The organism is Streptomyces sp. NPDC055632 (genome assembly GCF_053618675.1).
In genome coordinates this window covers 16,809-41,712 of record NZ_JBSHHY010000034.1, presented here as the reverse complement: position 1 = coordinate 41,712, position 24,904 = coordinate 16,809, and the positions used below count along the sequence as shown (strand labels likewise).

Sequence of the window (24,904 nt, the reverse complement as noted above, 5' to 3'; positions counted from 1 at the left end):
GTGCCCTTCAAGCCGGCCTGAGCCACACCGTCGCCAGCGGCGGCAGCGTCATCCGCACGCTGGACGAGCGCCCGTGCCACGGCACCGACTCGGTCTTCACCGGGTCGGTGCCGACCACGTCCGAGCCCCCGTACCGGCCCGCGTCCGTGTTCAGCACCTCCGTCCAGGCCGCGAAGGTGTCCGGGACCCCGAGCCGGTAGTCCTGCCGCACCACCGGCGAGAAGTTCGACACGGCGAGCAGCGGCGAGCCGAAGCCGTCGAACCGCAGGAACGCGAAGACGTTGTCGTCGGCCGCGTCCCCGACCACCCACTCGAACCCCTCCGGCGAGGTGTCCCGCTCCCACAGCGACGGCGTCGCCGTGTACACCGTGTTCAGGTCGCGGACCAGGTCCCGCACGCCCCGGTGGTCGGCCTCCGCCCCGTACGCCGGGTCGAGCAGCCACCAGTCCGGCCCCTGGTCCGCCGACCACTCCCCGCCCTGCGCGAACTCCTGGCCCATGTAGAGGAGCTGCTTGCCGGGGTGGGCCCACATGTAGCCCAGGTAGGCGCGGTGGTTGGCCCGCTGCTGCCACCAGTCGCCCGGCATCTTCGACACCAGCGACCGCTTGCCGTGCACCACCTCGTCGTGCGAGATCGGCAGGATGTAGTTCTCGCTGTAGGCGTACACCATCGAGAACGTCATCTCGTTGTGGTGGTACTTCCGGTGCACCGGCTCCTTCTGCACGTACTCCAGGGAGTCGTGCATCCAGCCCATGTTCCACTTCATGCCGAAGCCCAGGCCGCCGAAGCCGCCGGGGCCCACCTGGTCCGTCGGCCGCGTCACCCCGTCCCAGGCCGTGGACTCCTCCGCGAAGGTCACGATCCCCGGGCAGCGCCGGTACACGGTCGCGTTCATCTCCTGGAGGAACGCCACCGCGTCCGGGTTCTCCCGGCCCCCGAACTCGTTCGGCACCCACTCGCCGTGCTCGCGCGAGTAGTCCAGGTAGAGCATCGAGGCGACCGCGTCCACGCGCAGGCCGTCGATGTGGAACTCCTGGCACCAGTACACGGCGTTGGCGACGAGGAAGTTCCGCACCTCCTTGCGCCCGTAGTCGAACTCCAGGGTCCCCCAGTCCGGGTGGTGCGACCGGCGCGGGTCCTCGTGCTCGTACAGCGGCCGCCCGTCGAACTCCGCGAGCGCCCAGTCGTCCTTCGGGAAGTGCGCCGGGACCCAGTCCATCAGGACCCCGATCCCCGCCCGGTGCAGCGCGTCCACCAGGTGCTTGAAGTCGTCCGGGGTGCCCATCCGGGCCGTCGGCGCGTAGAACCCGGTCACCTGGTAGCCCCACGAGCCGCCGAAGGGGTGCTCGGCGACCGGCATGAACTCCACGTGCGTGAAGCCGAGGTCGCGCACGTACGCGGGAAGCTGCTCGGCCAGCTCGCGGTAGGTCAGCCCCGGCCGCCAGGACGCCAGGTGCACCTCGTACACCGAGAGCGGGGACTCGTGCGCCGGGCGGGCGCCCCGCCGCTCCATCCACTCCCCGTCGTTCCACACGTGGTGCGACTCGGTGACGATCGACGCCGTGTTCGGCGGGCACTCGGTCCGCCGGGCCATCGGGTCCGCCCGCAGCGTGTGCGAGCCGTCGGGCCGGGCGATGTCGTACTTGTAGACCGTGCCCTCGCCGAGGCCGGGCACGAACAGCTCCCACACGCCCGTCGAGCCGAGCGAGCGCATCGGCAGGCCCGCGCCCCAGTACGTGAACTCACCGGTGAGCCGCACCCCGCGCGCGTTCGGCGCCCAGACCGCGAACCGGGTGCCGGTCACGCCCTCGTGCGTCATGGTCCGGGAGCCGAGCGCCGTCCACAGCTCCTCGTGCCGGCCCTCCCCGATCAGGTGCAGGTCGAGGTCCCCGAGCGAGGGCAGGAAGCGGTACGGGTCCTGGACCTCCAGCTCGGGCCCTCCGTCGTACCGGACCCGCAGCTCGTACGCCGGCACCTTCCGCAGCAGCGGCAGCAGCCCCGAGAAGAGGCCGTCCCCGTCGTCGTGGAGCGCGATCCGGCGGCCCTTGGTGAGGACGGCGACCTCCCGGGCGAACGGGCGCAGCACCCGCACCACCACTCCGCCGCGCACCGGGTGCGCGCCGAGCACCCCGTGCGGGTCGTGGTGCTCCCCGGCGAGCAGCCGCGCCCGGTCGCCCGGGTCGAGCGGTGGCGCCTTCCGTACGGCGGGCCGCTCCGGCGCCGGCTCCTTCCGCACGGCGGGCAGGTCCGCCGCGGACGCCTTCCTGGCAGTGGCCGACGCGGGCGCCTTCTTGGCTGTGGACGTCTTTCCTGCGGATCGGGCGGTCACGGGGATGCCTCCTGGAGGACGGGAGAGGGGAAGGGGGGATTCATGGGGAACACGCCTGTGGAACGGGCCGCGGGGACGCCGGGACACTCGGCCGAACGGGGCCGGTGGGGGTTCTCGCGGGTGGGAGGGGGCCCGCAGGACGGGCCCGCTGCTCCGAACGGGGTACTCACGGGATCGCCGCCAGCCGTTCGATCGCCGCCATCGGGACCGGCAGCCAGTCCGGCCGGTGGCGGGCCTCGTAGACGACCTCGTACACCGCCTTGTCGGTCTCGTAGGCGCGAAGGAGCGCCGGATCCGAGCGCGGGTCGGCGCCCGCCGCCTCCGCGTAGCCGGTGCAGAAGGCGGCGCGGCAGCGGGCCGCCCAGTCGGCGTTCCACGGGCGGTGGGTGCGGGCCGCGTAGTCGAAGGAGCGGAGCATCCCGGCGACGTCCCGGACCGTGGGCTGGGGGCTGCGCCGCTCGTCCAGCGGCTTCGCGGGCTCGCCCTCGAAGTCGATGACGGCCCAGGCCCCGTCGGAGCCCCGCAGGGTCTGCCCGAGGTGCAGGTCGCCGTGGATGCGCTGGAGCGCCCCCGCCCCGGCGGCCCCGCCCGCCGCCGCGAAGACGGCCCGGAGCCCCGGCACGTGCGGCAGCAGCGCGGGCACGGCCTGCGCCGCCGCGTGCAGCCGCCGGTCCATCGCGTCGGCGAGCAGCTCGGCCTCGGCCTTCCCGAGCCGCCGCGTCGGCAGCGCCCCGGCGAGCGCCAGGTGCACCTCGGCCGTGGCGCGGCCGAGCGCCCGCGCCTCGCCGGTGAACTCCCGGCCGTCGGCCAGCGCGTCGAGCGCGAGCCGCCAGCCGTCCCGGGAGTCCCGCAGATAGGGCTGGAGGACGCCGAGGGTCGCGGCCCCCGACTCGAACCAGGCGACCGGCGCGGGCACCCGGGCGCAGCCGGCCCGGCTGAGCGCCAGCGGCAGCTCCAGGTCGGGGTTGGCGCCGGGGCTGACCCGCCGGAAGATCTTGAGGATGTACGCGTCGCCGTAGACCAGCGAGGAGTTGGACTGCTCGGCGTCGAGCACGCGGGGCGCGAGCGCGGCCGGCAGGGCGGTGGTGGCGTGGAAGCGCAGCGGGCCGGTCCGGCCCGGGGTGCGCAGCCGCTCGTAGAGGAGCCCGGCGAGCCGCGGGTCGCGCAGCCCTTCGTAGACGGCCCGCCCGGCGAGCGGCCCCTGCCGGATCCGCCCGATCAGGGCGGGGGCGAGGCGGGGCGGGAGCTGGGTCCGTACGCCCAGGAGCAGTTGGTAGCAGTCGGAGGGCGAACCGGCCGGGCGGCCCGGCTGTTCGACCCGTACGAGCAGATGGAGGAGGCCGGGCCCCGGGCCGTCCGGCGGCAGCAGCTCGGTGGCCGCGTCCAGTGTGAATCCGGTGACCCGGCGGCCCTTGCCCGCGAACCAGCGCTGCCGTGGCAGCCATTCGTGGAGCAGGGGGGCGAGGGACGGAAGGAGGGCGTCCGGGGCCCGGGTGTCGGATGCGGTCTCCGGCATGGCATCGCGTCCTTTCCCCGGGGCGCGCAGATGGGTTTCGTATACGTTCAAATGCGCAGAGTGTCCCGGATGGCGGCTTGGACTGTCCGGATGTGCGGGACGTGTCGGAAAGGGAAGATCCGTACGGGCCCGGGAAGAAGGCCCGTATGGACCTGAATCGTGCTGTCGTTCACAGTGCCCCCGGCGGGACGGGCGAAACCGCCCCGCCGCGGACGTGGCCGAACCGTCGCGGTCTCAGGCCTTCTTGAGGCGGAACCAGTAGAACCCGTGGCCCGCGAGGGTCAGGAGGTACGGGAGTTGCCCGATGGCAGGGAACTTCACGCCACCGACCAGTTCCGTCGGGTGCAGCCCGGCGAAGCTGCGCAGGTCGAGCTCGGTCGGCTGCGCGAACCGCGAGAAGTTGTTCACGCAGAGCACCAGGTCGGCGTCCTGTCCCTCTTCGGGGGCGGACTCACGGAGGAACGCGAGCACCGCCGGGTTGGACGACGGCAGTTCCGTGTACGTCCCCGTGCCGAAGGCCCGGTTCTGCTTGCGGATCTCGATCATCCGCTTCGTCCAGTGCAGCAGCGACGACGGCGAGGCCATGCCGGCCTCGACGTTGGTCACCTGGTAGCCGTGGACCGGGTCCATGATGGCCGGAAGGTAGAGCCTCCCCGGGTCGCAGGAGGAGAACCCGGCGTTCCGGTCGGGCGTCCACTGCATCGGGGTGCGCACCCCGTCCCGGTCGCCCAGCCAGATGTTGTCGCCCATGCCGATCTCGTCGCCGTAGTACAGCACCGGTGAACCGGGCAGCGAGAAGAGCAGCGCGGTGAACAGCTCCATCTGGTTGCGGTCGTTGTCCAGGAGCGGGGCGAGCCGGCGCCGGATGCCGATGTTGGCCCGCATCCGCGGGTCCTTGGCGTACTCCGCGTACATGTAGTCGCGCTCTTCGTCCGTGACCATCTCGAGCGTCAGCTCGTCGTGGTTGCGCAGGAAGATGCCCCACTGGCAGCCGGAGGGGATCGCCGGGGTCTTCGCCAGGATCTCGGAGACCGGGTAGCGGGACTCGCGCCGCACGGCCATGAAGATCCGCGGCATGACCGGGAAGTGGAAGGCCATGTGGCACTCGTCGCCGCCCGACCGGAAGTCGCCGAAGTAGTCGACGACGTCCTCCGGCCACTGGTTCGCCTCGGCGAGCAGCACCGTGTCCGGGTAGTGCTCGTCGATCTCCTTGCGGACCCGCTTCAGGAAGGCGTGGGTGGCCGGGAGGTTCTCGCAGTTGGTGCCCTCCTCCTGGTAGAGGTACGGCACCGCGTCGAGCCGGAAGCCGTCGATCCCCAGGTCCAGCCAGAACTTCAGCGCGGACAGGATCTCCTTCTGCACCGCCGGGTTCTCGTAGTTGAGGTCCGGCTGGTGCGAGAAGAACCGGTGCCAGTAGTACTGCTTGCGCACCGGGTCGAAGGTCCAGTTGGAGGTCTCCGTGTCGACGAAGATGATCCGGGCGTCCGGGTACTGCTTGTCGTCGTCGGCCCAGACGTAGTAGTCGCCGTACGGCCCGTCCGGATCGCGCCGCGACTCCTGGAACCACATGTGCTGGTCGCTGGTGTGGTTCATGACGAAGTCGATGATCACGCGCATGCCGCGCTGATGGGCCGCGTCCACGAACTCCACGAAGTCGGCCAGGTCGCCGAACTCCGGGAGCACCGAGGTGTAGTCGGCCACGTCGTAGCCGCCGTCCCGCAGCGGGGACTTGAAGAACGGCGGCAGCCAGAGGCAGTCCACGCCCAGCCACTGGAGGTAGTCCAGCTTGGACGTGATGCCCTTCAGGTCGCCGACGCCGTCGCCGTTGCTGTCCTGGAAGGAGCGGACGAGGACCTCGTAGAAGACGGCCCGCTTGAACCAGTCGGGATCGCGGTCCTTGGCGGGGGTGTCCTCGAACTTGTCGGGGACGGGCTCGTTGACAGTCATGAGGTGGGTGACCCTCCGGTCTGCGGGGACGGTCGCAGGGCCAGCACGTGCGCGGGCGTGACGCCCGGTTCCAGGCGCACGTAGTTGGACCTGCCCCAGTGATAGGTCTCGCCGGTGAGCTCGTCGCGCACCGGCGCGGTCTCGTGCCAGTCGAGGCCGAGTTCCGGCATGTTCAACGAGACCGTCGCCTCCTGGGTGTGGTGCGGGTCGAGGTTGACGACCACCAGAACGGTGTTCGAACCGGAGCGCTTGCTGTACGCGATCACCTGCGGGTTGTCCACGTCGTGGAAGGTCAGGTTCCGCAGCCGGCGCAGCGCCGGGTGGCGGCGCCTGATCCGGTTCAGGTTCGTGATCAGCGGGGTGATCGTCCGCCCCGCGCGTTCCGCCGACTCCCAGTCACGGGGCCGCAGTTCGTACTTCTCCGAGTCGAGGTACTCCTCGCCGCCCTCCCGCAGCGGGGTGCTCTCGCACAGCTCGTACCCGGCGTACATGCCCCAGGACGGCGAGAGCGTCGCCGCGAGCACCGCCCGCGCCTCGAACGCGGGCCGGCCGCCCTTCTGGAGGTGGCCGGGCAGGATGTCGGGGGTGTTCACCCAGAAGTTCGGCCGCATCTGCGCGGCCGTCTCGCGGGACAGCTCCGTGAGGTACTCCGTCAGCTCCTCCTTGGTGTTGCGCCAGGTGAAGTACGTGTACGACTGCTGGAAGCCGATCGCGCCCAGGGTCCGCATCATCGCGGGCCGCGTGAACGCCTCCGCCAGGAAGATCACGTCCGGATCTGCCTTGTTGACCTCCCCGATCACCCGCTCCCAGAACACCACCGGCTTGGTGTGCGGGTTGTCGACGCGGAAGATCCGGATCCCGTGGTCCATCCAGTGCCGCAGCACCCGCACGGTCTCCTCGACGATCCCGTCCATGTCCTTGTCGAACGCGATGGGATAGATGTCCTGGTACTTCTTCGGCGGGTTCTCCGCGTACGCGATCGAGCCGTCGGGGCGGTGGTGGAACCAGTCCGGGTGCTTCTCCACCCACGGGTGGTCCGGCGAGCACTGGAGCGCGAAGTCGAGCGCGATCTCCAGACGCAGCTCCCGGGCCCGCGCCACGAAGGCGTCGAAGTCCTCGAAGGTGCCCAGGTCCGGGTGGAGCGCGTCGTGCCCGCCCTCCGGCGAACCGATCGCCCACGGCACGCCCACGTCGCTCGGCGACGCCGACAGGGAGTTGTTCGGGCCCTTGCGGTGCGTCTCGCCGATCGGGTGCACCGGCGGCAGGTACAGCACGTCGAAGCCCATCGCCGCCACCGCCGGCAGCCGCTCGGCGGCCGTCCGGAAGTTCCCCGGGACCGTGCGCCCGTCGACCGTCCGCGCCCCCTCCGAACGGGGGAAGAACTCGTACCACGAGCCGTACAGGGCCCGCTCGCGCTCCACCCGGAGCGGGAACTTCGGCGAGGAGGTGAGCAGTTCGCGCAGCGGGTGGCGGTCCAGGACCTCCACCACCCGGGGGGCGAGGGCCGCCGCGAGCCGCACGGCGGCGGGGCGCGACGGGTCGCGCAGGGTGTCCGCCGCCGCGAGCACCGCCTCCCGGCCGCCGCCCTTCTTCGGGACGCCCTTCGCGGCCCGCTCGTACAGCTCGGCCCCCTCGGCGAGGACCAGTTCGGAGTCGATCCCGGCCGGGATCTTGATCTTCGCCGCGTGCCGCCAGGTGGCGACCGGGTCGCTCCAGGCCTCCACGGCGTACGTCCACGAGCCCTCGGCGTCCGGAGTGACCTCGGCACCCCAACGGTCGGTGCCCGGGGCCAGTTCGCGCATCGGGATCCAGGGGCCGGGACGGCCCGACGGGCCGCGCAGCACGACATTGGCGGCGACCGCGTCGTGTCCCTCGCGGAAGACGGTCGCCGTCACCTCGAAGGTCTCTCCGGCCACCGCCTTCGCGGGGCGCCGGCCGCAGTCGACCAGTGGGCGGACGTCCAGTACGGGAATGCGTCCCATGAGCGGATTCACAGCATCACCTGACGGGTTACGGGGGTGCGGGTGGTGGTGCGCTCTTTCTAGCTCCGCCGACGGCCGGCGGGTCGGGGGCGTGCCCTCTCCCGTCCGCGTTCACCCGGACGGCCGAACCGAGGGGGTGAAAGGGGGTCAGGAAGGGGCGCGTGCCGGGCGTTACCGGAGGAGCCTTCCCATGGTGCACCCTCGGGCAATCCGGCGCTTTGTTAACTACCGGGTCGTAGCAAATCGGGCCAGGACTGAAGTCGGACACGAAGCCGTCATCGCCCCTGTGGCACCGGGAGGTTGCTCCCGCACGGCCCGTCACAAGGGTGTCCGTACCCGTCGGTTCCCGTTGCTCCGATCCGGTCGGGGCTACCATCGGAGCGGCACGCCGGACACACAGCGTGGTGCGTCCACTCCGGTCCGTACTCGCCTGCGAAGGTGGAACACGTGAAGGCAATCCGTCGATTCACCGTGCGTCCCGTCCTCCCCGACACCCTTCGACCCCTCGCCGACCTGGCGCGCAACCTGCGCTGGTCCTGGCACGAGCCCACCCGGGCCCTCTTCGACTCCCTCGCCGCCGACCCGTCCCGGCCGGGCTCCCGGGCAGGCGCCGACCCCGTCCGGGTCCTCGGCGCCCTCGAAGCCCCCCGCCTCGCCGCGCTCGCCGCCGACCAGGACTTCCTGGCCCGGCTCCGCGCCGCCGCCGAGGACCTCGACGCCTATCTGCACGCCCCCCGCTGGTACCAGGAGCAGTCCGGCGACCTCCCGGCCGCCGTCGCCTACTTCTCGCCCGAGTTCGGCGTCGCCGCCGCCCTGCCCCAGTACTCCGGCGGCCTCGGCATCCTCGCCGGCGACCACCTCAAGGCCGCCAGCGACCTCGGCGTCCCCCTGATCGGCGTCGGACTGCTCTACCGGCACGGCTACTTCCGCCAGTCCCTCGGCAGGGACGGCTGGCAGCAGGAGCAGTACCCCGTCCTCGACCCCGGCGAGCTGCCCGTCACCCTGCTCCGCGAGCCCGACGGCGCCCCCGCCCGCGTCACCCTCGCCCTCCCCGGCGGCCGCAGCCTGCACGCCCACCTGTGGACCGCCCAGGTCGGCCGCGTCCCGCTGCTCATGCTCGACTCCGACGTCGAGGAGAACGCCCCCGGCGAACGCGGCGTCACCGACCGCCTCTACGGCGGCGGCAGCGAGCACCGGCTCCTCCAGGAGATGCTGCTTGGCATCGGCGGCGTCCGCGCCGTCCGCACGTACACCCGGCTCACCGGCCACCCCGTCCCCGAGGTCTTCCACACCAACGAGGGCCACGCCGGCTTCCTCGGCCTCGAACGCATCCGTGAACTCCAGCGCGACGGGCTCGACTTCGACGGCGCCCTGGAGGCCGTCCGGGCCGGGACCGTCTTCACCACCCACACCCCCGTCCCGGCCGGCATCGACCGCTTCGACCGCACCCTGGTCGCCCGCCACCTCGGCGAGGACGGCGCCCTGCCAGGCGTCGACACCGGCCGCGTGCTCGCCCTCGGCGACGAGCTCCCCCTCGGCGGCGAACCCGGCGTCTTCAACATGGCCGCCATGGGCCTGCGCCTCGCCCAGCGCGCCAACGGCGTCTCCACCCTCCACGGCGCCGTAAGCCGCGCCATGTTCGCCGGACTATGGCCGGGATTCGACCCCGAAGAAGTGCCCATCACCTCCATCACCAACGGCGTCCACGCCCCCACCTGGGTCGCCCCCGAGGTCGGCCCGCTCGGCCCCGACGCGAGCGACCGGGAGCTGTGGGACCTGCGCCGCACCCTGCGCGAACGGCTCGTCGCCGACGTGCGGGACCGGCTGCGGGCCTCCTGGCGGCAGCGCGGCGCGGCCGCCGCCGAACTCGGCTGGACCGACTCCGTCCTCGACCCCGACGTCCTCACCATCGGCTTCGCCCGCCGCGTCCCCTCGTACAAGCGGCTCACCCTGATGCTGCGCGACAAGGACCGGTTGCGGTCGCTGCTGCTCCACCCCGAGCGGCCCGTGCAGCTCGTCGTCGCCGGCAAGGCCCACCCCGCCGACGACGGCGGCAAGCGGCTCGTGCAGGAACTCGTCCGCTTCGCCGACGACCCCCGTGTCCGGCACCGGATCGTCTTCCTGCCCGACTACGGCATGGAGATGGCCCGCGGCCTCTACCCCGGCTGCGACGTCTGGCTCAACAACCCCCTGCGCCCCTTGGAGGCCTGCGGCACCAGCGGCATGAAGGCCGCCCTCAACGGCTGCCTCAACCTCTCCGTCCTCGACGGCTGGTGGGACGAGTGGTTCGAGCCCGACTTCGGCTGGGCCATCCCCACCGCCGACGGCGCGGCCGCCGCCGACGAGGAGCGCCGCGACGACCTGGAGGCCGCCGCCCTCTACGAGCTGATCGAGCGCCGCGTCGCCCCCCGCTTCTACGACCGGGGCGCCGACGGCGTCCCGGCCGGCTGGACGGCGATGGTCCGGCGCACCCTCACCGACCTCGGCCCCAAGGTCCTCGCCGACCGCATGGTCCGCGAGTACGTCGAGCGGCTCTACGCCCCCGCCGCCTCCGCCCGCCGGGCGCTCACCCCGGACCGGGCCCGCGAACTCGCCGCCTGGAAGGCCCGGGTCCGGGAGGCCTGGCCCCGGGTGACCGTCGACCGCGTCGAGGTCGGCGACGGCCTCGCGGACGACGTGGCCGACGCGGAGCTGGGCGCCACCCCGGTCGTCCGCGTCCGGGTCGCCCTCGGCGCGCTCGGCCCCGACGACGTCGAGGTCCAGGCCGTCACCGGCCGGGTCGACGCCGACGACACCCTCACCGCCCCCCGCACCGTCGCCCTCAAGCCGGCGGGCGGCCCCGACCTGGAGGGCCGCCTCCCGTACGAGGGCACCCTGGAACTCGACCGCACCGGCTCCTTCGGCTGCACCGTCCGGGTCCTGCCCACCCACCCCCTCCTCGCCCACCCCTCCGAACTGGGCCTGGCGGCCCTGCCGGAGGAGACGACGGGGGAGGGAGCGGGGGTGCTGCTGCGGTAGCGGTCCGTCGGGTGCGGTTCGGGGCGCCGGGTGGGATCCGGCGCCCCGAACCCTCTTCACGCCGACGGCTAGCGTTTGATGCGCCCGCGGACGGCGAGGACGGCCAGGGCGAGAAGGGCGGGCTCGAAGAGGCGCGAGGCCATCTCGATGTAGGTGCCGGCCGTGGTCAGGTCTTCTCCGTTGGAGCGGAAGACCACGGATTTGAGCGTGATGTTCAGGGCCTTCTCGAAACGCCTGCCGGTGAACCTTTCGCCGGTGGGGTTCCGGGGGTCGCCCTTTTCGGGGTCGGGCGTACGGGCGGGATCCGGATGGTGCGGTCCGACCCGCCGGCGCCGGGGCGAGGGCGGGCGGTCCGCCCGCGGGACGGGAACGGCCATGCCGTCACGGAAATACTGGATCTGGCGTGAGGGCTCCGGGGCCTGGCCGGCGCTCTGGGCGCGCCAGTGGTGTTCTTCCGCCAGGGTGCGCCGCCGCGTCCAGCGGATCGGCCGTACGCCCTTGAAGTGCCACCCGGTGGGCGGCGAGGCGAAGACCGTGTTGCCTTCCAGGCGGAGCTGGTCGAGGTGGAAGGTCCCGGAGAACAGGCACTCGGACAGATCCGTGTCGGTGAGGACCAGGAGCGCGGCGTCCACGCCCTGCACCGAGGCCACCAGTGTCGACGCGGAACCGGACAGGAGACTCTCGTCCAGGTCCCGGCCGTGCGAGGAGAGGAAAGGGGCGGGATGGGCGACGACGGCGACGGGGGCCGTCAGCACCGCATGGTCGAGGTACGCCGTGGCGTAGCGCAGGTGACCGGCCCCCACGTGGACGCCGCCGGGAACCGCGCCCCGACGAACCAGGCGTCCCGGGAGAGCTTCGCCCCTTCGAACCAGGCCGCGCCGGAAAACTGCGCGGCGACGAAATGGGCGTGGCCGGAGAAGATCGCCGAGCCGAAATGCGCGGCACCGGAAAACTGTACGTCGTCGAACCAGGCGCCGGAGAACTCCGCCAGGTGGAAACCGGCGCTGCCGGTGAACCGCGCCCCGGAGAATCTGGCCTCGCCGGTGAACCGCGCCCCGGAGAAACCGGCCTCGCCGTGGAAGACCGCCTCGTCGAACCGGGCATCACCTCTTTCGGCCCGTCCGGTGGTGCCGACCACGAGGGCTCGCAGCAGTCTCCTCAGGAGGTCTTCCGTCAGAGGCGTTCCCCGGTGGTCGATGTCGGAGCCGGGTGCCAGGCCGGCCAGGTGCGCGTCACGGTCGGCATCGGTGAGATGGGCGAGACACACGGCGTGGCCGGGCACCTGGACGCCCCGGCAGCCGACGGGATCCGTGACCGGGTCCGCGCCGTGGCCGCAGTACGGCCAGGACGGGGCGGGCGGCAGGGCCGGAGGCGTGACCACGACGGGGCGGCTCCTGACGGTGTGCGGAGACGATCGACGACAGTGATCCTTCCCAACCGGACTGCGAAGATTGGCGGTTGGGCCGAAAACGTCACGCGGGCCGAGCGGAGGGCCACGTCACTGCGGACCGGGGTCCTCGCCCCGGGACACCTCGGCCTTGTCGGCGAGGCGCCCCGCCGTGAAGCACAGCCGGTACACCGGGAGGGCGGCGAGCAGGGTCGTCCGGTAGTAGCGGCACTCGTCCGTCCCGGGCGGTTCGGCGGGGGCGCCGTGGGGCGGGCCGTCCAGGGGGCGGGCGGGTAGTTCCTCGGCGGCCTCCGCGTACGACTGGCCGATCCGCAGCCGGGCGTACTCCTCCGGTTCCAGGTGCGACCGGTGCTGGGTCCACAGCGCGACCCCGCCCATCAGCAGGCCGAGTGCGGTGAGGAGTGCCAGGGGGATCCAGATCGCCTGCGTGAGGCCCCGGCGCACCTTCCGGCGGGCCCGGTCCAGCTCCCGCGCGGAGGTGGGTGCGGCGGGCCGGGGTGGCGGGGGGTTGCGGGGCAGGACGGCCGTCAGGGCGAAACCGCCGTCCGCCGTCGCCCGGTGCGTCAGCGAGCCGCCCGCGAGCCGCACCCGCTCGTCCAGGGCGACGAGGCCGGTGCCGCCGGAGGGGAGGGGGGTGCTCGCCGAGCCGCCGGGGCCGCCGGAGGGGAGGAGGGTGCTCGCCGAGCCGCCGGGGCCGCTGATCACTTCGACCCGTACGCCCGTCGCGCCCGTCGTCTCCGGTGCCACCGTGACCGAGACCGCCGCGCCGGGTGCGTGCTTGGCCGCGTTGGTCAGGCCCTCCTGGACGACCCGGTGCAGGGCGGGGCCCGTCATTCCCGGCAGGGCCGGCAACGGTGGCGTGGTGAGCGTGACGGGCAGGCCCGACGCGCGGGCGCGGGCCACCAGTTCCTCGACCGTCTCGCCCGGCGGGGTCGTCGGCGCCCCCGCGCCGTCCTCGCGCAGGACGCCGATGACGTCCCGCAACCGGGTCGTCGCGTCCGCCGCCGCGCGCCGCAGCTCGCCCGCCGCCCGCCGCTGGTCCGGGCCGAGCCCCGGATCCACCTCCAGGGCGCCCGCGCGGATCGCGATCAGGGCCAGGTCGTGGCCGAGGGAGTCGTGCATGTCGCCCGCGATCCGGGAGCGTTCCCGCAGCCGCTCCCGGTCGGCGACCGCCGCCCGCTCCCGCTCCATCCGGTCCGCCAGCTCCCAGCCGCTGCGCACCAGCCGGTCGTACTGGCGCGCGTACCGGCCGATCAGCCAGGGCGCCACGACCGCCAGCGCCAGCGCGAGCAGCAGCGTGAACCACTGGCCGAGGGGCGTGCCCGTGACCGTGGTCAGGAGCAGCCCCGCCGCCGCGATCGCGGCGAACAGCCACAGCGCCCTGCGCGTCCGTGCCCGCCGCCGTCCCGCCAGGTACCCGAAGGCCACCAGGGCCAGGCCGTACGAAGGGGTGAACAGCTCCAGGGTGACGGTCAGGCTCGTCGCGACCGTGACCGCGAGCGGCACCAGCGGCCACCGCCGGCTCACCGCGACGCAGCCGCCGAGGACCGTCACGCCCAGGGCGACCAGGGGCCAGGAGCCGCCGTCGTTCGGGTCCGACTTCAGCAGGACCGGGACGCAGAGCAGGAGCCAGAGCGCCGCGTCGAAGAGACGCTCACGCATCCGGGACCAGACCCGCCTCGTACGCCAGGACCGCGAGCTGGACCCGGTTGCGCAGGCCCAGGCGGGCCAGGACCGCGCTCACGTGCGCCTTGACCGTGCCCTCGACCACGTACATGCGGTCCGCGATCTCCTGGTTCGAGAGCCCGGCGCCGAGGAGCGCGACGACCTCCCGCTCCCGGCCGGTCAGCGGCTCCAGGCGGGCCCGCGCCCCGGCGGCGCGCGTGAACCGTTCGCCGCCCAGGGTGTCGATGACCCGGCGGGCGACCGAGGGGGAGAGCGCGGCGCCGCCGGCCGCCACCGCCTTCACCCCGGCGATGAGTTCGCGCGGATCCCCCGACTTCAGCAGGAAGCCGCCGACGCCCGAGCCGAGCGCCCGCGCGATGAAGGCGTCCTCGGAGAAGGTCGTCAGCATGACGACGGCCGCGCCCGGCACGGTCCTGCGCAGCTCCTCGGCGGCGGCGAGCCCGTCGAGCCGGGGCATCCGGACGTCGAGCAGCACGACGTCCGGCCGGTGCTCGCGGGCGAGCGCGACGGCCTCGTGCCCGTCGCCCGCCTCCGCCACCACCTCGATCCCGGGGTCGGTGGTGAGGATGGCCCGCACCCCGGCCCTGATCATCGTCTCGTCGTCGGCCAGCAGCACCCTGATCACGTGTTCCACCCTACGGAGGACGCGCGGACGCCCCGGGGGCGTTGCCCCCGGGGCGTCCGTCACTTCGTTCCGGCCCTACCCGTGACGGTTACGGGAAGGTCAGCTTGAAGGCGTTGATGTAGCCGGTGTCGGCCGAGGCCTTGTCCTGGACGCGGAGCTTCCAGGCGCCGTTGGCGACCTCCGAGGAGGCGTTGACGGTGTAGGTCTGGACGATGTTGTCGGCGCTGCCGCCGGTGCGGTTGTGCAGGTTGTAGACCGAGCCGTCGGGGGCGACGAGGTCGACGATCAGGTCGCCCTTGTAGGTGTGGACGATGTCCACGCCGACGGAGAGGTTGCTGGGCGCGTTGCCGGTGACGCCGGTGACGTCGACCGTCGAGGTGACCGCGGCGCCGTTGTCCGGGACGGCGACGTCGGCGGTGTTCTCGAAGACCTTGCCACCGGGGTTGCCGCCGCCGGGACGGGCGCCGACGTTGATGGCGGCCCAGGCGTTCTCGACGGCCGTCACCTCGGGGCTGGTGGCGCCGTAGAGCGCCTTCGCCACGTCGACCGTGCCCGTGCGGGCGGCCGCGTAGTTGGTGTTCGAGCCGAACTTGGTGGTGAGCGCCTTGAACCAGATCAGCGCGGCCTTGTCCCGGCCGATGCCCGTGACGGGCAGGCCGTCCGAGGTCGGCGAGTCGTAGTTCACGCCGTTGATCGTCTTGGTGCCGCTGCCCTCGGAGAGCAGGTAGAACCAGTGGTTCGCCGGGCCCGAGGAGTAGTGGACGTCGATCGAGCCGATGCCCGAGTACCAGGCGTCCTTGGACGAGCCGTCCTTGCTCGGCTTGTCCATGTAGCGCAGCGGGGTGCCGTTGCCGCGGATGTCGATCTTCTCGCCGACCAGGTAGTCGCCCTGGTCCTGGGCGTTGTTGGCGTAGAACTCGACGGCCGCCGCGAAGATGTCCGAGGTGGCCTCGTTGAGGCCGCCGGACTCGCCGCTGTAGACCAGCTTGGCGGTGACCGAGGTCAGGCCGTGCGTCATCTCGTGCGCGGCCACGTCGATCGAGGTCAGCGGCTTGGCGTTGCCCGCGCCGTCGCCGTACGTCATGCAGAAGCAGGAGTCCTGCCAGAAGGCGTTGACGTACGCGTTGCCGTAGTGGACCCGGGAGTACGCGCCGACGCCGTCACCGCGGATGCCGGTGCGGCCGTGCACGTTCTTGTAGTAGTCCCAGGTGAGCGCGGCGCCGTAGTGCGCGTCGGCGCCCGCGGTCTCCTTGTTGGACGGGTTGCCGTTGCCCCACACGTCGGTGGAGTTGGTGAACAGCGTTCCCGTGCCGGAGCTGCCGCCGTTGAGGTTGTACGTCTTGTGGTTGCCGCGGCCCGTGTCCGTCAGCGTGTACGAGGGCGCGGTGCCGAGCGTCACCTGGCCGCTGTACTGCGTGTTGCCGGTGCCGGTCTCGACGGCCTGCCACTCGTAGAGCTTCGCGCCCGTCTTGGCGTCCGTGACGACGTGCAGCTCGTTCGGGGTGCCGTCGTGCTGGAGGCCGCCGACGACGGTCTCGTACGCGAGGACCGGGGAGCCCTCGGCGAGCCAGACGACCTTGCGCGGGGCGCGGCTGGCGGCGGTCTTCTCGGAGCCGTCCGCCTGGGCGAGGCCGACGGCCTGCTTCTCGGCGGCGGCCGGGGCGACCTTGGCGGTCGTGTCGACGTTCTTCAGCTCCGTGCGGACCGCCTTGGTGACGCTCTGCCGGGCGCCGGCCTTCGACTCCTCGACGACCAGGTCGCCGCCGAGCACGGGCAGGCCCGCGTAGGTCCGCTCGTAGCGGGTGTGGGTCGTGCCGTCGCGGTCCTGGACGACGTCGCGGACGACCAGCTTCTCCTGGGCGCCGAGGCCGAGGGACTTGGCCGTGGCGGCCTTGTCGGCGTCGGCCGCCTTGATCAGCGCGGTGCGCTGGGCCGGGGTGAGGTCGGCCGGGAGCTTGCCGGGGTTCGCCGAGGTGCCCTGCTGGGCCTTGGGGGCAGCGCTGAACGGGGTGTCCGCCGCGGTGGCGGCGCCCGTCTGGACGCTCACGGCGAGCATGGCGGCGGCGGCTATCAGGGCACCGGTCGCGGTGGCGCGACGGCTGGGCGTGGATCTCACGCGGACTCCTTTTGCGAGGGGGGTACCGGCGGGCTTGGGTGAGTCCGTCGGGCAGAGCAAGGAGAGCGGTTGAGCACGTTCGGCTGAGCGCGTTCGGGTGATGCGGTGAACTTTCGTTCGTACAGCCGGGGAGAGAGTGACAGGGATGACGGGGACCTGTCAGGAGTGCGGCTGGAAGTTGGCCAGAAATCGTCCGCTGCTGGTACGGGCGCGTTCGTTAAGCGGACGTTTCGTGGGCTGTGGGGTGGGTGATGGGTGGTGTTCGGGCGGAGGCGTGTTTTTGCCCGTAGGGGTTGGGCGGTGGGGCGCACTCCGGTTTTTCGGGGGCGTGGGGGCCGTTCCGGGGGCCGCGTTCGGGACTGCATGATTCACGGCACCTGCGGGTCCCGGCGGAGTGACCGGTTCTCGCGCGCCCCACATCACGCTCTACGTCCCGAACACGGCCCCCTCCACGGCCCCCACTCGCGTATGAGGATGAGCTCGCGACCGTGGGACTTTCCCTCAGCCCACCAGGCTGTCCCGCCACGCCTGGTGCAGGCCCGCGTAGTGGCCGTCTCCCGTCACCAGGGCCGACGGCGGGCCGTCCTCGACGATCCGGCCCGACTCCATCACCAGGACCCGGTCCGCCACCTCGACCGTCGACAGGCGGTGGGCGATGACCACCGCCGTACGGCCCTTCAGGACCGTGTCCATGGCCTGCTGGACCGCCCTTTCGCCCGGTACGTCCAGGGAGCTCGTCGCCTCGTCCAGGATCAGGACCGCCGGGTCCGCCAGGAGCGCCCGGGCGAAGGCCACCAGTTGGCGCTGGCCCGCCGAGATCCTGCCGCCGCGCTTCCGTACGTCCGTGTCGTAGCCGTCGGGCAGTCCCTCGATGAAGTCGTGGGCGCCGATGGCCTTCGCCGCCTCCTCGATCTCCGCGCGCGTCGCGTCCGGGCGGCCGATCGCGATGTTCTCCGCCACCGTGCCCGAGAAGAGGAACGCCTCCTGGGTGACCATGACGATTCCCCGCCGTAGCTCGGGGGTCGTCAACTGCCTGAGGTCGACGCCGTCGAGGAGGACCCTGCCCTCCGTCGGGTCGTAGAAGCGGGCCAGGAGTTTGGCCAGGGTCGACTTGCCCGCGCCCGTCGCTCCTACCACCGCCACCGTCTGGCCGGCCGGGATCTTCAGGTCGAAGGTCGGGAGGACTTCGCCCCCCGTGCGGTACGCGAACCTCACGTCGTCGAAGACCACCTCCCGGCCCGGAGCACCCTCGCGGTGCGGGAGTTCGCGGGGCGTCGTCGTCTCCGGGACGCCCGGTTCCTGGGCCAGGAGGCCCGCGATCTTGGCGAGGGACGCCGCCGCCGACTCGTACGAGTTGAGGAACATGCCCAGGCGGTCGATCGGGTCGTACAGGCGCCGCATGTAGAGGACGGCTGCCGCCAGGACGCCCAGTTCCAGGGAGCCCTCCGCCACCCGGTACGCGCCCCAGAGGCACATTCCGGCCACCGCCGTGTTCGCGACGAGGCGCGAGCCGACGACGTAGCGGGCCATTTCGAGGAGGGCGTCGCCGTTGCTTCGTTCGTGGCGGTGGTTGAGGGCTGTGAATTCCGTGTCGTTGGTTTCTTCGCGGCGGAACGCGCGGACGGGCCTGATGCCGTTCATCGTCTCCGCGAACTTCACGATCACGCCCGCGATCGCCGTGGAACGCTCGCCGTACACCCGGCCCGCGCGGCGGCGGTAGAGCTGCACCAGGAGGTAGAGCGGGACGAAGGACGCCGTCGCTACCGCGCCGATGCCCAGGTCCAGCCAGAGGAGGACCAGGGTGATCGAGACGAAGGAGAGGACCACGCCGATCAGTTCCTGGAGGCCCTCCGAGAGCAGTTCGCGCAGTGACTCCACGTCCGTGGTGGAGCGGGAGATCAGCCGGCCCGAGGTGTAGCGCTCGTGGAAGTCGACGCTGAGCAGCTGTGCGTGGCGGAAGATCCGGCCGCGCAGGTCCAGGAGGACGTCCTGGTTGACGCGGGCCGCTCCCCGGACGAAGACGTACTGGAGGAGGCCCGAGAGGACCGAGCAGAGGAGGTAGCCGAGGGCCACCACGACCACCGGGCCGTGGTCGCCCGCGCGGAAGGCCGGGACGGCGCGGTCGATGGCGTACGCGACGAGCAGCGGGCCCGCCTGGACCGCCGCCTCCTTGACCAGGAGGACGAGCGCGGCGACCGCGACCCGTGCGCGGTGCGCGGACAGGAGGGAGCGGAGCAGGGCGCCCGTCGCCCCCGGGGGAGCGGGCAGGTCGTCGCGGTCGAAGGGGTCCGGCTCGTCCGGCGCGGTGGTGGGCGGCTTCGTGAGCGTGGTGTCCGTCATCGCCGTTCCTTCTCGCCCGACATCAGCCAGGCGTACTCCTCGCTGCTCCGCAGCAGTTCCTGGTGGGTGCCCACGGCCGCGATCCGGCCCCCGGACAGCAGCGCGACCCGGTCGGCCAGCATCACCGTCGACGGGCGGTGCGCCACCACCAGGGCCGTCGTCCCCCGCAGCACCTCCCGCAGGGCCGCCTCCACCCGCGCCTCCGTGTGCACGTCGAGGGCGGAGAGGGGGTCGTCCAGGACGAGGAAGCGGGGGCGGCCGACCACCGCGCGGGCCAGGGCGAGGCGCTGCCGCTGGCCGCCCGACAGGCTCAGGCCCTGCTCGCCGACCTGGGTCGCGGCGGCCTCGGGCAGCCGGTCCACGAAGTCGTCCGCCTGGGCCACGGCGAGGGCGCGCCGCAGCTCCGGTTCGCCCGCCGTGCCGTCGGCTCCCATCAGGACGTTCTCGCCGACGGACGCGGAGAACAGGGTGGGCTCCTCGAAGGCCACCGACACCAGGGAGCGGAGGCGGCGGCGCTCCATCAGCGCGATGTCCTCGCCGTCGAGGAGGATCCGGCCGTCCGTCGTCTCGTGCAGGCGCGGGACGAGGGCGGTGAGGGTCGTCTTCCCGGAGCCCGTGCCGCCGACCAGGGCCAGCGTCTCGCCGGGGCGGATGTGCAGGTCCACGCCGTCCAGGACCGGCGGAGCGCCCTCGGGGGCGTCCGGGTAGCGGAAGGTGACGTTCTCGAAGCGGACCCCGTCCGGGCCGTCGGCCCGCGGGGCCCCGGGGAAGGCCGTGTCCGGCTCCTCCTCGGCGTCCATCACCTCGAAGTACCGCTCCGTGGCCGTCGCCGCCTCCTGGCTCATCGCGAGCAGGAAGCCGATCGACTCCACCGGCCAGCGCAGCGCGAGCGCCGTCGACAGGAACGCCACGAGCGTGCCCGCCGACAGGTCGCCGTCCGCGACCTGCACCGTGCCGAGGACGAGCGACGCGCCGATGGCCAGTTCCGGTACGACCGTGATGACCGCCCAGATCATGGCGAGCAGCCGGGCCTTGACGAGCTCGGTGCCCCGCAGGCGCTCGGAGAGCTCGCGGAAGGCGCGCGCCTGGCTGCGGTGCCGGCCGAAGCCCTTGACGATCCGGATGCCGAGGACGCTCTCCTCCACGACCGTCGTCAGATCGCCCACCTGGTCCTGGGCCCGGCGCGCCACCAGGCCGTACCGGCCCTCGAAGAGCGAGCAGACCACCACCAGCGGCAGCACCGGGGTCAGCAGCACCAGGCCGAGGGACCAGTCCTGGGAGAGCAGCAGCACGTATCCGGCGAGGATCGTCACGCCGTTGACCAGGAGGAAGGTCAGCGGGAAGGCGAGGAACATCCGGACCAGCATCAGGTCCGTCGTCCCGCGCGACAGGAGCTGGCCCGACGCCCACCGGTCGTGGAAGGCGATCGGCAGCCGCTGGAGCCTGCCGTACAGGTCCGACCGCATCCGGGCCTCCACCCCGGCGAGCGGCCGCGCCACCAGCCAGCGCCGGAAGCCGAAGAGGACCGCCTCCGTGATCCCGAGCAGCAGCAGGTACAGCGCGCCGAGCCACACGCCGCCGGGGTCCCGGTCCGCGACGGGCCCGTCCACCAGCCACTTCAGGACGAGGGGGATGACGAGCGACAGACAGGAGGCGACTATCGCGACGAAGGCGGCCGTGAACAGCCGCCCCCGCACGGGTCGTACGTACGGCCACAGGCGGAGCAGGACGCGCACCGCCGACCGGTCGGCGGTGTCCGCCGGGTTCGCTGGGGGCAAGGGTTTCTCGGGCATCAGGTCCGACCTTACGGTTCGCCACTGACACCGCTCATCCGGTTTTTCGTCCGCCTCCGCCTCCGCCATCTCCGGAGCCGCCGCCTCCGCCTCCGCCGCCTCCGGAACCGCAGCCCTCCGGGTCGCGGCTCCTCGGGTCGTACCCGCCGTCGACCGATCGGCCGATGGCCGGTACGAGCGGATCGGCCGATACCGGCGGGCCGCCCCGGACGGGAGGCTCGGGGCATGACGACAGCAGCGATCGAAGTGCGGGGACTGCACAAGTCCTACGACGGTCGGAAGGTCGTCGACGGAGTCTCCTTCGAGGTCGGCGAGGGGGAGGTCTTCGGGATCCTCGGACCCAACGGCGCCGGCAAGACCACCACCGTGGAGTGCGTCGAGGGGCTGCGGGCCCCCGACGAGGGCCTGGTCCGCGTCTGCGGGTACGACCCGGCCGCGCGGCGCGCCGAGGTCACCCGGGTCCTCGGCGTCCAGCTCCAGGAGAGCGAGCTCCAGCCCAAGCTGACCGTCCGCGAGGCCCTCGACCTGTACGCCTCCTTCCACGAGCGGCCCGCCGACCCGCACGCGCTCGCCGAGCGGCTCGGGCTCCTGCCCCATCTGAAGGTGCGGTTCGCGAAGCTGTCCGGGGGCCAGAAGCAGCGCCTGTTCATCGCCCTCGCGCTGATCGGGGACCCCAGGGTCGTCGTCCTCGACGAACTCACCACCGGCCTCGACCCGCGCGCCCGCCGCGAGGTCTGGGCGCTCGTCGATGCGGTCCGGGACACCGGGGTGACCGTCCTGCTCGTCACGCACTTCATGGAGGAGGCCCAGCGCCTCTGCGACCGGATCGCCGTCCTCGACCGCGGCCGGATCGCCGCCCTCGACACCCCCGAGGGGCTGATCGGGCGCTCCGGCAGCGCCAAGGAGATCTCCTTCGCCGCCGGCGTCCCGGTCGACCCGGCCGCACTGCGGGCGCTCCCCGGGGCCGTCTCCGTCACGACCGCCGACGGGCGGACGGTCGTCGGCGGCACCGACGAGACCGTCACCGCCTTCGTCTCCCTCCTCGCCCGCCACGGCGTCACCGCCCACCAGCTGCGGGTCACCGACGCCACCCTCGACGACGCCTACCTCGACCTGACGGGAGACGACCACCGATGAGCACCCCCACCGCGACCGTCCTGAAGACCGAGGCGCGGCTCTTCGGCCGCGAGCCCGGAAGCCTGTTCTGGGTGATGCTCTCGCCGACCCTGCTGCTCGTGATCCTCGGCCTGATCCCCTCCTTCCGGGAGGCCTCCGAGGACCTCGGCGGGCGCCGGGTCATCGACCTCTACGTCCCCGTCTCCGTCCTCTTCGCCCTCATCATGTCCGGGATCCAGGCCATGCCCCCGGTCCTCTCCGGCTACCGCGAACGCGGCATCCTGCGCCGGATGTCCACCACCCCCGTACGGCCCGGGGCCCTGCTCACCGCCCAGCTCGCGCTGCACGGCGCCGCCGCGCTCGTCTCCGCGCTGCTCGTGATCACGGTCGGCCGCCTCGCCTTCGGCGTCGCCCTGCCGGGAAACCCCGCCGGGTACCTGCTCGCCCTGCTGCTCGCCGTCGCGAGCGGGCTCGCGCTCGGCGCGACCGTGTGCGCCGCCTCCCGCACGCAGAAGATCGCCACCGCCGTCGGCTCGGTCGTCTTCTTCCCCGCCATGTTCACCGCCGGGGTCTGGGTCCCGGTCCAGGCCATGCCGGATACCCTGCAGCGGATCGTCGGGCTCACCCCCTTCGGCGCCGCCTCCGAGGCCCTCGACACGGCCGCGTCGGGCGGCTGGCCCGGCTGGGCCGCGCTCGGGGTCATGACCCTGTGGACGGTCGTCCTGACCGGCGCGTCGGCGCGCTGGTTCCGCTGGCAGTGAGCGAGTGAGCGAGGGGGGCGGGGCGGATGCCGACCACCGTCGAGGAACGCTGGCGCCAGTTCTTCCGCTGGGGGCCGTACGCGCTGCTCGGCATCGCCACCGCGATCGCCGGGGCGTCGGCGGGCACGCTGATGGACCGCGCGGAGACGCTGACCGCCGGCGCCCTGGTGGCCGTCGCCCTCCTCCTCCACCTGGTGTGGGACCGACGCTGCGCCCGCTTCGTCGCGACCCACGGCCGAACGCCCGAACGCCCCGGCACCGGGGCCGTACAGGGGGAGTCGGGTCCCGTAGGGGAAGGGCTGGACCCCGTACGGGATCGGCCGCGACCCGTGCCCGGCGGCGCGGAAGAGCTCGCGCCCGGCGACGTGGAAGGGCCCGCGTCCGGCCCCGACCCCGCCCCGGAAAGGCCCGCGGGCCAGGGCCCCGCCCCGGAAAGGCTCACACCCGGCCCGAACCCCGCCCCGGAAAGGCCCGCGCCCTGCCCCGGCCCCGTCCCGGAAGCGCTCACATCCGGCCCCGGCCCCGCCCCGGAAGGATCCGCCCCCGTCCTCGTCCCCGGCGCGCCCGGCCCCGCCTCCATCGCGTACTTCGGCCTCCGCGCCGCCCTCGCCTTCGTCCTGACCTGGCTCAACCCCTTCTTCGCGGTCTACGCCTGCGTCGGCTACTTCGACGCCGTCCACCTGCTGCCCCGCCGGCTCGCCCGCGCCGGGCTCCTCCTCGTCGCCGTCACGATGGCCGGGTCCCAGTCCGGCGGCCTGCCGCCCGCCTCCCTCATGCAGTGGCTCGCCTTCGGCGGCCTGTTCGCCCTGAACGCCTGCCTCGTCGTCGGCTTCTCCCACCTCGCCGAGAAGGACGCCGAGAAGGCCGCCGAGCGGGCCGCCACCATCGCGGAGCTCGGCCGCGCCAACCGGCGCCTCGAACAGGCCCTCGCCGAGAACGCCGCCCTCCACGCCCAACTCCTCCTCCAGGCGCGGGAGGCCGGGGTCGCCGACGAGCGGCGGAGGCTGGCCGCCGAGATCCACGACACCATCGCCCAGGGCCTCACCGGGGTCGTCACCCAGCTCCAGGCCGCCTCCGCGGCCCCCGACCGGGACCGCGCCGAGGTCCACCTGAGGCGCGCCGCCGACCTCGCCCGGCACGGCCTCGGCGAGGCCCGTCGCTCCGTGCGGAACCTGAGCCCCGTCGCCCTGGAGCACGACGCCCTCCCCGGCGCCCTGCGCAAGACCGTCGAGGAGTGGGCCGAACGCACCGGCGTCGAGACCCGGTTCACCGTCACCGGCACCGAGGCCCCGCTCCACGACGAGGTCGCCGCCACCCTGCTGCGGATCGCCCAGGAGGCCCTGTCCAACACCGCCCGCCACTCCGGGGCCGCCCGGGCCGGCGTCACCCTCTCCTACATGGGCGACGAGATCACCCTGGACGTACGGGACGACGGCCGCGGCTTCGACCCGCTCGCCCGGCCCGAACGCGGCGGCTCCGGCGGCGGGTTCGGTCTCGACGGCATGCGGGCCCGCGCCGAGCGCCTCACCGGGACCGTCACCGTCGAGACCGCCCCCGGCGAGGGCACGGCGGTCTCCGCCCGCGTACCGTTGGCCACACCATGACCGACATCACCCTGCTGATCGTCGACGACCACCCCGTCGTACGGGACGGCCTGCGCGGCATGTTCGCCGCCGAGGGCTCCGGCTTCCGCGTCCTCGGCGAGGCCTCCGACGGCGTCCGGGGCGTCGAACTCGCCCTGGAACTGGACCCCGACGTGGTCCTCATGGACCTGCGGATGCCGGGCGGCGGCGGTGTCGACGCCATCGCCGCGCTCGCCCGGCACGGCGCCCGCGCCCGGGTCCTCGTCCTCACCACGTACGACACGGACACCGACACCCTCCCGGCGATCGAGGCCGGCGCCACCGGCTACCTCCTCAAGGACGCCCCGCGCGAGGAACTGTTCGCGGCCGTGCGGGCCGCCGCCGGGGGCCGCACCGTCCTCTCCCCGGCCGTGGCCTCCCGGCTCGTCACCGCCGTCCGCGCCCCCGCCGCCCCGCCCGCCGACACCACCCTCTCCGCGCGCGAGGCCGAGATCCTCGCCCTCGTCGCCCGGGGCACCGCCAACCGGGCCATCGCCGCCGAACTCTTCATCAGCGAGGCCACCGTCAAGACCCACCTCACCCACATCTACGCCAAGCTGGGCGCGAAGGACCGGGCGGCGGCCGTCGCCGCCGGGTACGAGCGGGGGATCCTGGGCCGCTCCTGAGCGCCCGGGCCCCCTCGCG

General features: G+C 73.1%; 16 protein-coding genes. 5 read left to right on the top strand and 11 right to left on the bottom strand.

What is annotated here, in order from left to right:
* Window positions 1-7 precede the first annotated feature (7 nt).
* From glgB to ACWGSR_RS30900, 4 genes are all read right to left on the bottom strand, one after another.
* The gene (gene glgB / locus ACWGSR_RS30915; RefSeq protein ID WP_453571401.1) at window positions 8-2,329 is read right to left on the bottom strand and encodes a 1,4-alpha-glucan branching enzyme; all 2,322 of its coding nucleotides are present in this window, start codon (window positions 2,327-2,329) and stop codon (window positions 8-10) included.
* A 166-nt stretch (window positions 2,330-2,495) separates the two neighbouring features.
* The gene (locus ACWGSR_RS30910) at window positions 2,496-3,845 is read right to left on the bottom strand and encodes a maltokinase N-terminal cap-like domain-containing protein (protein ID WP_376236591.1); all 1,350 of its coding nucleotides are present in this window, start codon (window positions 3,843-3,845) and stop codon (window positions 2,496-2,498) included.
* Between the two features lie 234 nt (window positions 3,846-4,079).
* Window positions 4,080-5,792, bottom strand: coding sequence for a maltose alpha-D-glucosyltransferase (treS, locus tag ACWGSR_RS30905; RefSeq protein WP_376236593.1), 1,713 nt, complete (start codon window positions 5,790-5,792; stop codon window positions 4,080-4,082).
* Window positions 5,789-7,774: an alpha-1,4-glucan--maltose-1-phosphate maltosyltransferase gene (locus ACWGSR_RS30900; RefSeq protein ID WP_453571397.1), complete on the bottom strand. Its 1,986-nt coding sequence runs from the start codon at window positions 7,772-7,774 to the stop codon at window positions 5,789-5,791. Before ACWGSR_RS30900 ends, treS begins: the two co-directional genes overlap by 4 nt.
* 447 nt (window positions 7,775-8,221) lie before the next feature.
* Between ACWGSR_RS30900 and glgP the strand changes: the two genes are divergently transcribed.
* Window positions 8,222-10,792, top strand: coding sequence for an alpha-glucan family phosphorylase (glgP, locus tag ACWGSR_RS30895; protein ID WP_453571394.1), 2,571 nt, complete (start codon window positions 8,222-8,224; stop codon window positions 10,790-10,792).
* Window positions 10,793-10,860: 68 nt separating this feature from the next.
* On the opposite strand, the gene ACWGSR_RS30890 is transcribed toward glgP, so the two are convergent.
* The 7 genes from ACWGSR_RS30890 to ACWGSR_RS30860 all read right to left on the bottom strand — a co-directional run bounded on the left by ACWGSR_RS30890 (window position 10,861) and on the right by ACWGSR_RS30860 (window position 20,760).
* Window positions 10,861-11,595, bottom strand: coding sequence for a hypothetical protein (locus ACWGSR_RS30890; RefSeq protein ID WP_453571391.1), 735 nt, complete (start codon window positions 11,593-11,595; stop codon window positions 10,861-10,863).
* Complete coding sequence (locus ACWGSR_RS30885; protein ID WP_453571388.1) at window positions 11,541-12,074, bottom strand: pentapeptide repeat-containing protein; 534 nt, start codon at window positions 12,072-12,074, stop codon at window positions 11,541-11,543. Before ACWGSR_RS30885 ends, ACWGSR_RS30890 begins: the two co-directional genes overlap by 55 nt.
* Before the next feature lie 216 nt (window positions 12,075-12,290).
* Window positions 12,291-13,862, bottom strand: a complete 1,572-nt coding sequence (locus ACWGSR_RS30880) for a sensor histidine kinase (RefSeq protein WP_453571385.1) — start codon at window positions 13,860-13,862, stop codon at window positions 12,291-12,293.
* A complete protein-coding gene (locus tag ACWGSR_RS30875; protein ID WP_453571382.1) occupies window positions 13,855-14,511 on the bottom strand; it encodes a response regulator in 657 nt (218 codons plus the stop codon). The genes ACWGSR_RS30880 and ACWGSR_RS30875 overlap by 8 nt, the downstream gene beginning before the upstream one ends.
* 88 nt (window positions 14,512-14,599) lie before the next feature.
* On the bottom strand, window positions 14,600-16,627 hold the full coding sequence (locus tag ACWGSR_RS30870; RefSeq protein ID WP_453571379.1) for a M4 family metallopeptidase: 2,028 nt from the start codon (window positions 16,625-16,627) through the stop codon (window positions 14,600-14,602).
* A 501-nt stretch (window positions 16,628-17,128) separates the two neighbouring features.
* The gene (locus ACWGSR_RS30865; protein ID WP_453571376.1) at window positions 17,129-18,967 is read right to left on the bottom strand and encodes an ABC transporter ATP-binding protein; all 1,839 of its coding nucleotides are present in this window, start codon (window positions 18,965-18,967) and stop codon (window positions 17,129-17,131) included.
* Window positions 18,964-20,760 carry an ABC transporter ATP-binding protein gene (locus tag ACWGSR_RS30860; protein WP_453571373.1) on the bottom strand — a complete coding sequence of 599 codons (1,797 nt, stop codon included), beginning with the start codon at window positions 20,758-20,760 and terminating at the stop codon, window positions 18,964-18,966. Before ACWGSR_RS30860 ends, ACWGSR_RS30865 begins: the two co-directional genes overlap by 4 nt.
* 225 nt (window positions 20,761-20,985) lie before the next feature.
* Here ACWGSR_RS30860 and ACWGSR_RS30855 point away from each other — a divergent pair, with 225 nt between their 5' ends.
* From ACWGSR_RS30855 to ACWGSR_RS30840, 4 genes are read left to right on the top strand one after another with little or no spacing between them, the layout of a single operon-like run.
* A complete protein-coding gene (locus ACWGSR_RS30855) occupies window positions 20,986-21,897 on the top strand; it encodes an ABC transporter ATP-binding protein (protein WP_453571370.1) in 912 nt (303 codons plus the stop codon).
* The gene (locus tag ACWGSR_RS30850) at window positions 21,894-22,637 is read left to right on the top strand and encodes an ABC transporter permease (protein ID WP_453571367.1); all 744 of its coding nucleotides are present in this window, start codon (window positions 21,894-21,896) and stop codon (window positions 22,635-22,637) included. The genes ACWGSR_RS30855 and ACWGSR_RS30850 overlap by 4 nt, the downstream gene beginning before the upstream one ends.
* A gap of 26 nt (window positions 22,638-22,663) precedes the next feature.
* A complete protein-coding gene (locus ACWGSR_RS30845; protein ID WP_453571364.1) occupies window positions 22,664-24,241 on the top strand; it encodes an ATP-binding protein in 1,578 nt (525 codons plus the stop codon).
* Window positions 24,238-24,885, top strand: a complete 648-nt coding sequence (locus ACWGSR_RS30840) for a response regulator (RefSeq protein WP_376236628.1) — start codon at window positions 24,238-24,240, stop codon at window positions 24,883-24,885. Before ACWGSR_RS30845 ends, ACWGSR_RS30840 begins: the two co-directional genes overlap by 4 nt.
* Window positions 24,886-24,904 lie beyond the last annotated feature (19 nt).

Excerpts from the sequence above, each read along its gene's own strand:
- ACWGSR_RS30910 (WP_376236591.1), bottom strand. The coding sequence starts at position 3,845 with ATGCCGGAGACCGCATCCGACACCCGGGCCCCGGACGCCCTCCTTCCG.
- treS (WP_376236593.1), bottom strand. The coding sequence starts at position 5,792 with ATGACTGTCAACGAGCCCGTCCCCGACAAGTTCGAGGACACCCCCGCC.
- ACWGSR_RS30900 (WP_453571397.1), bottom strand. The coding sequence starts at position 7,774 with ATGGGACGCATTCCCGTACTGGACGTCCGCCCACTGGTCGACTGCGGC.
- ACWGSR_RS30880 (WP_453571385.1), bottom strand. The coding sequence starts at position 13,862 with ATGCGTGAGCGTCTCTTCGACGCGGCGCTCTGGCTCCTGCTCTGCGTC.
- ACWGSR_RS30865 (WP_453571376.1), bottom strand. The coding sequence starts at position 18,967 with ATGACGGACACCACGCTCACGAAGCCGCCCACCACCGCGCCGGACGAG.
- ACWGSR_RS30860 (WP_453571373.1), bottom strand. The coding sequence starts at position 20,760 with ATGCCCGAGAAACCCTTGCCCCCAGCGAACCCGGCGGACACCGCCGAC.
- ACWGSR_RS30855 (WP_453571370.1), top strand. The coding sequence starts at position 20,986 with ATGACGACAGCAGCGATCGAAGTGCGGGGACTGCACAAGTCCTACGAC.
- ACWGSR_RS30850 (WP_453571367.1), top strand. The coding sequence starts at position 21,894 with ATGAGCACCCCCACCGCGACCGTCCTGAAGACCGAGGCGCGGCTCTTC.
- ACWGSR_RS30845 (WP_453571364.1), top strand. The coding sequence starts at position 22,664 with ATGCCGACCACCGTCGAGGAACGCTGGCGCCAGTTCTTCCGCTGGGGG.
- ACWGSR_RS30840 (WP_376236628.1), top strand. The coding sequence starts at position 24,238 with ATGACCGACATCACCCTGCTGATCGTCGACGACCACCCCGTCGTACGG.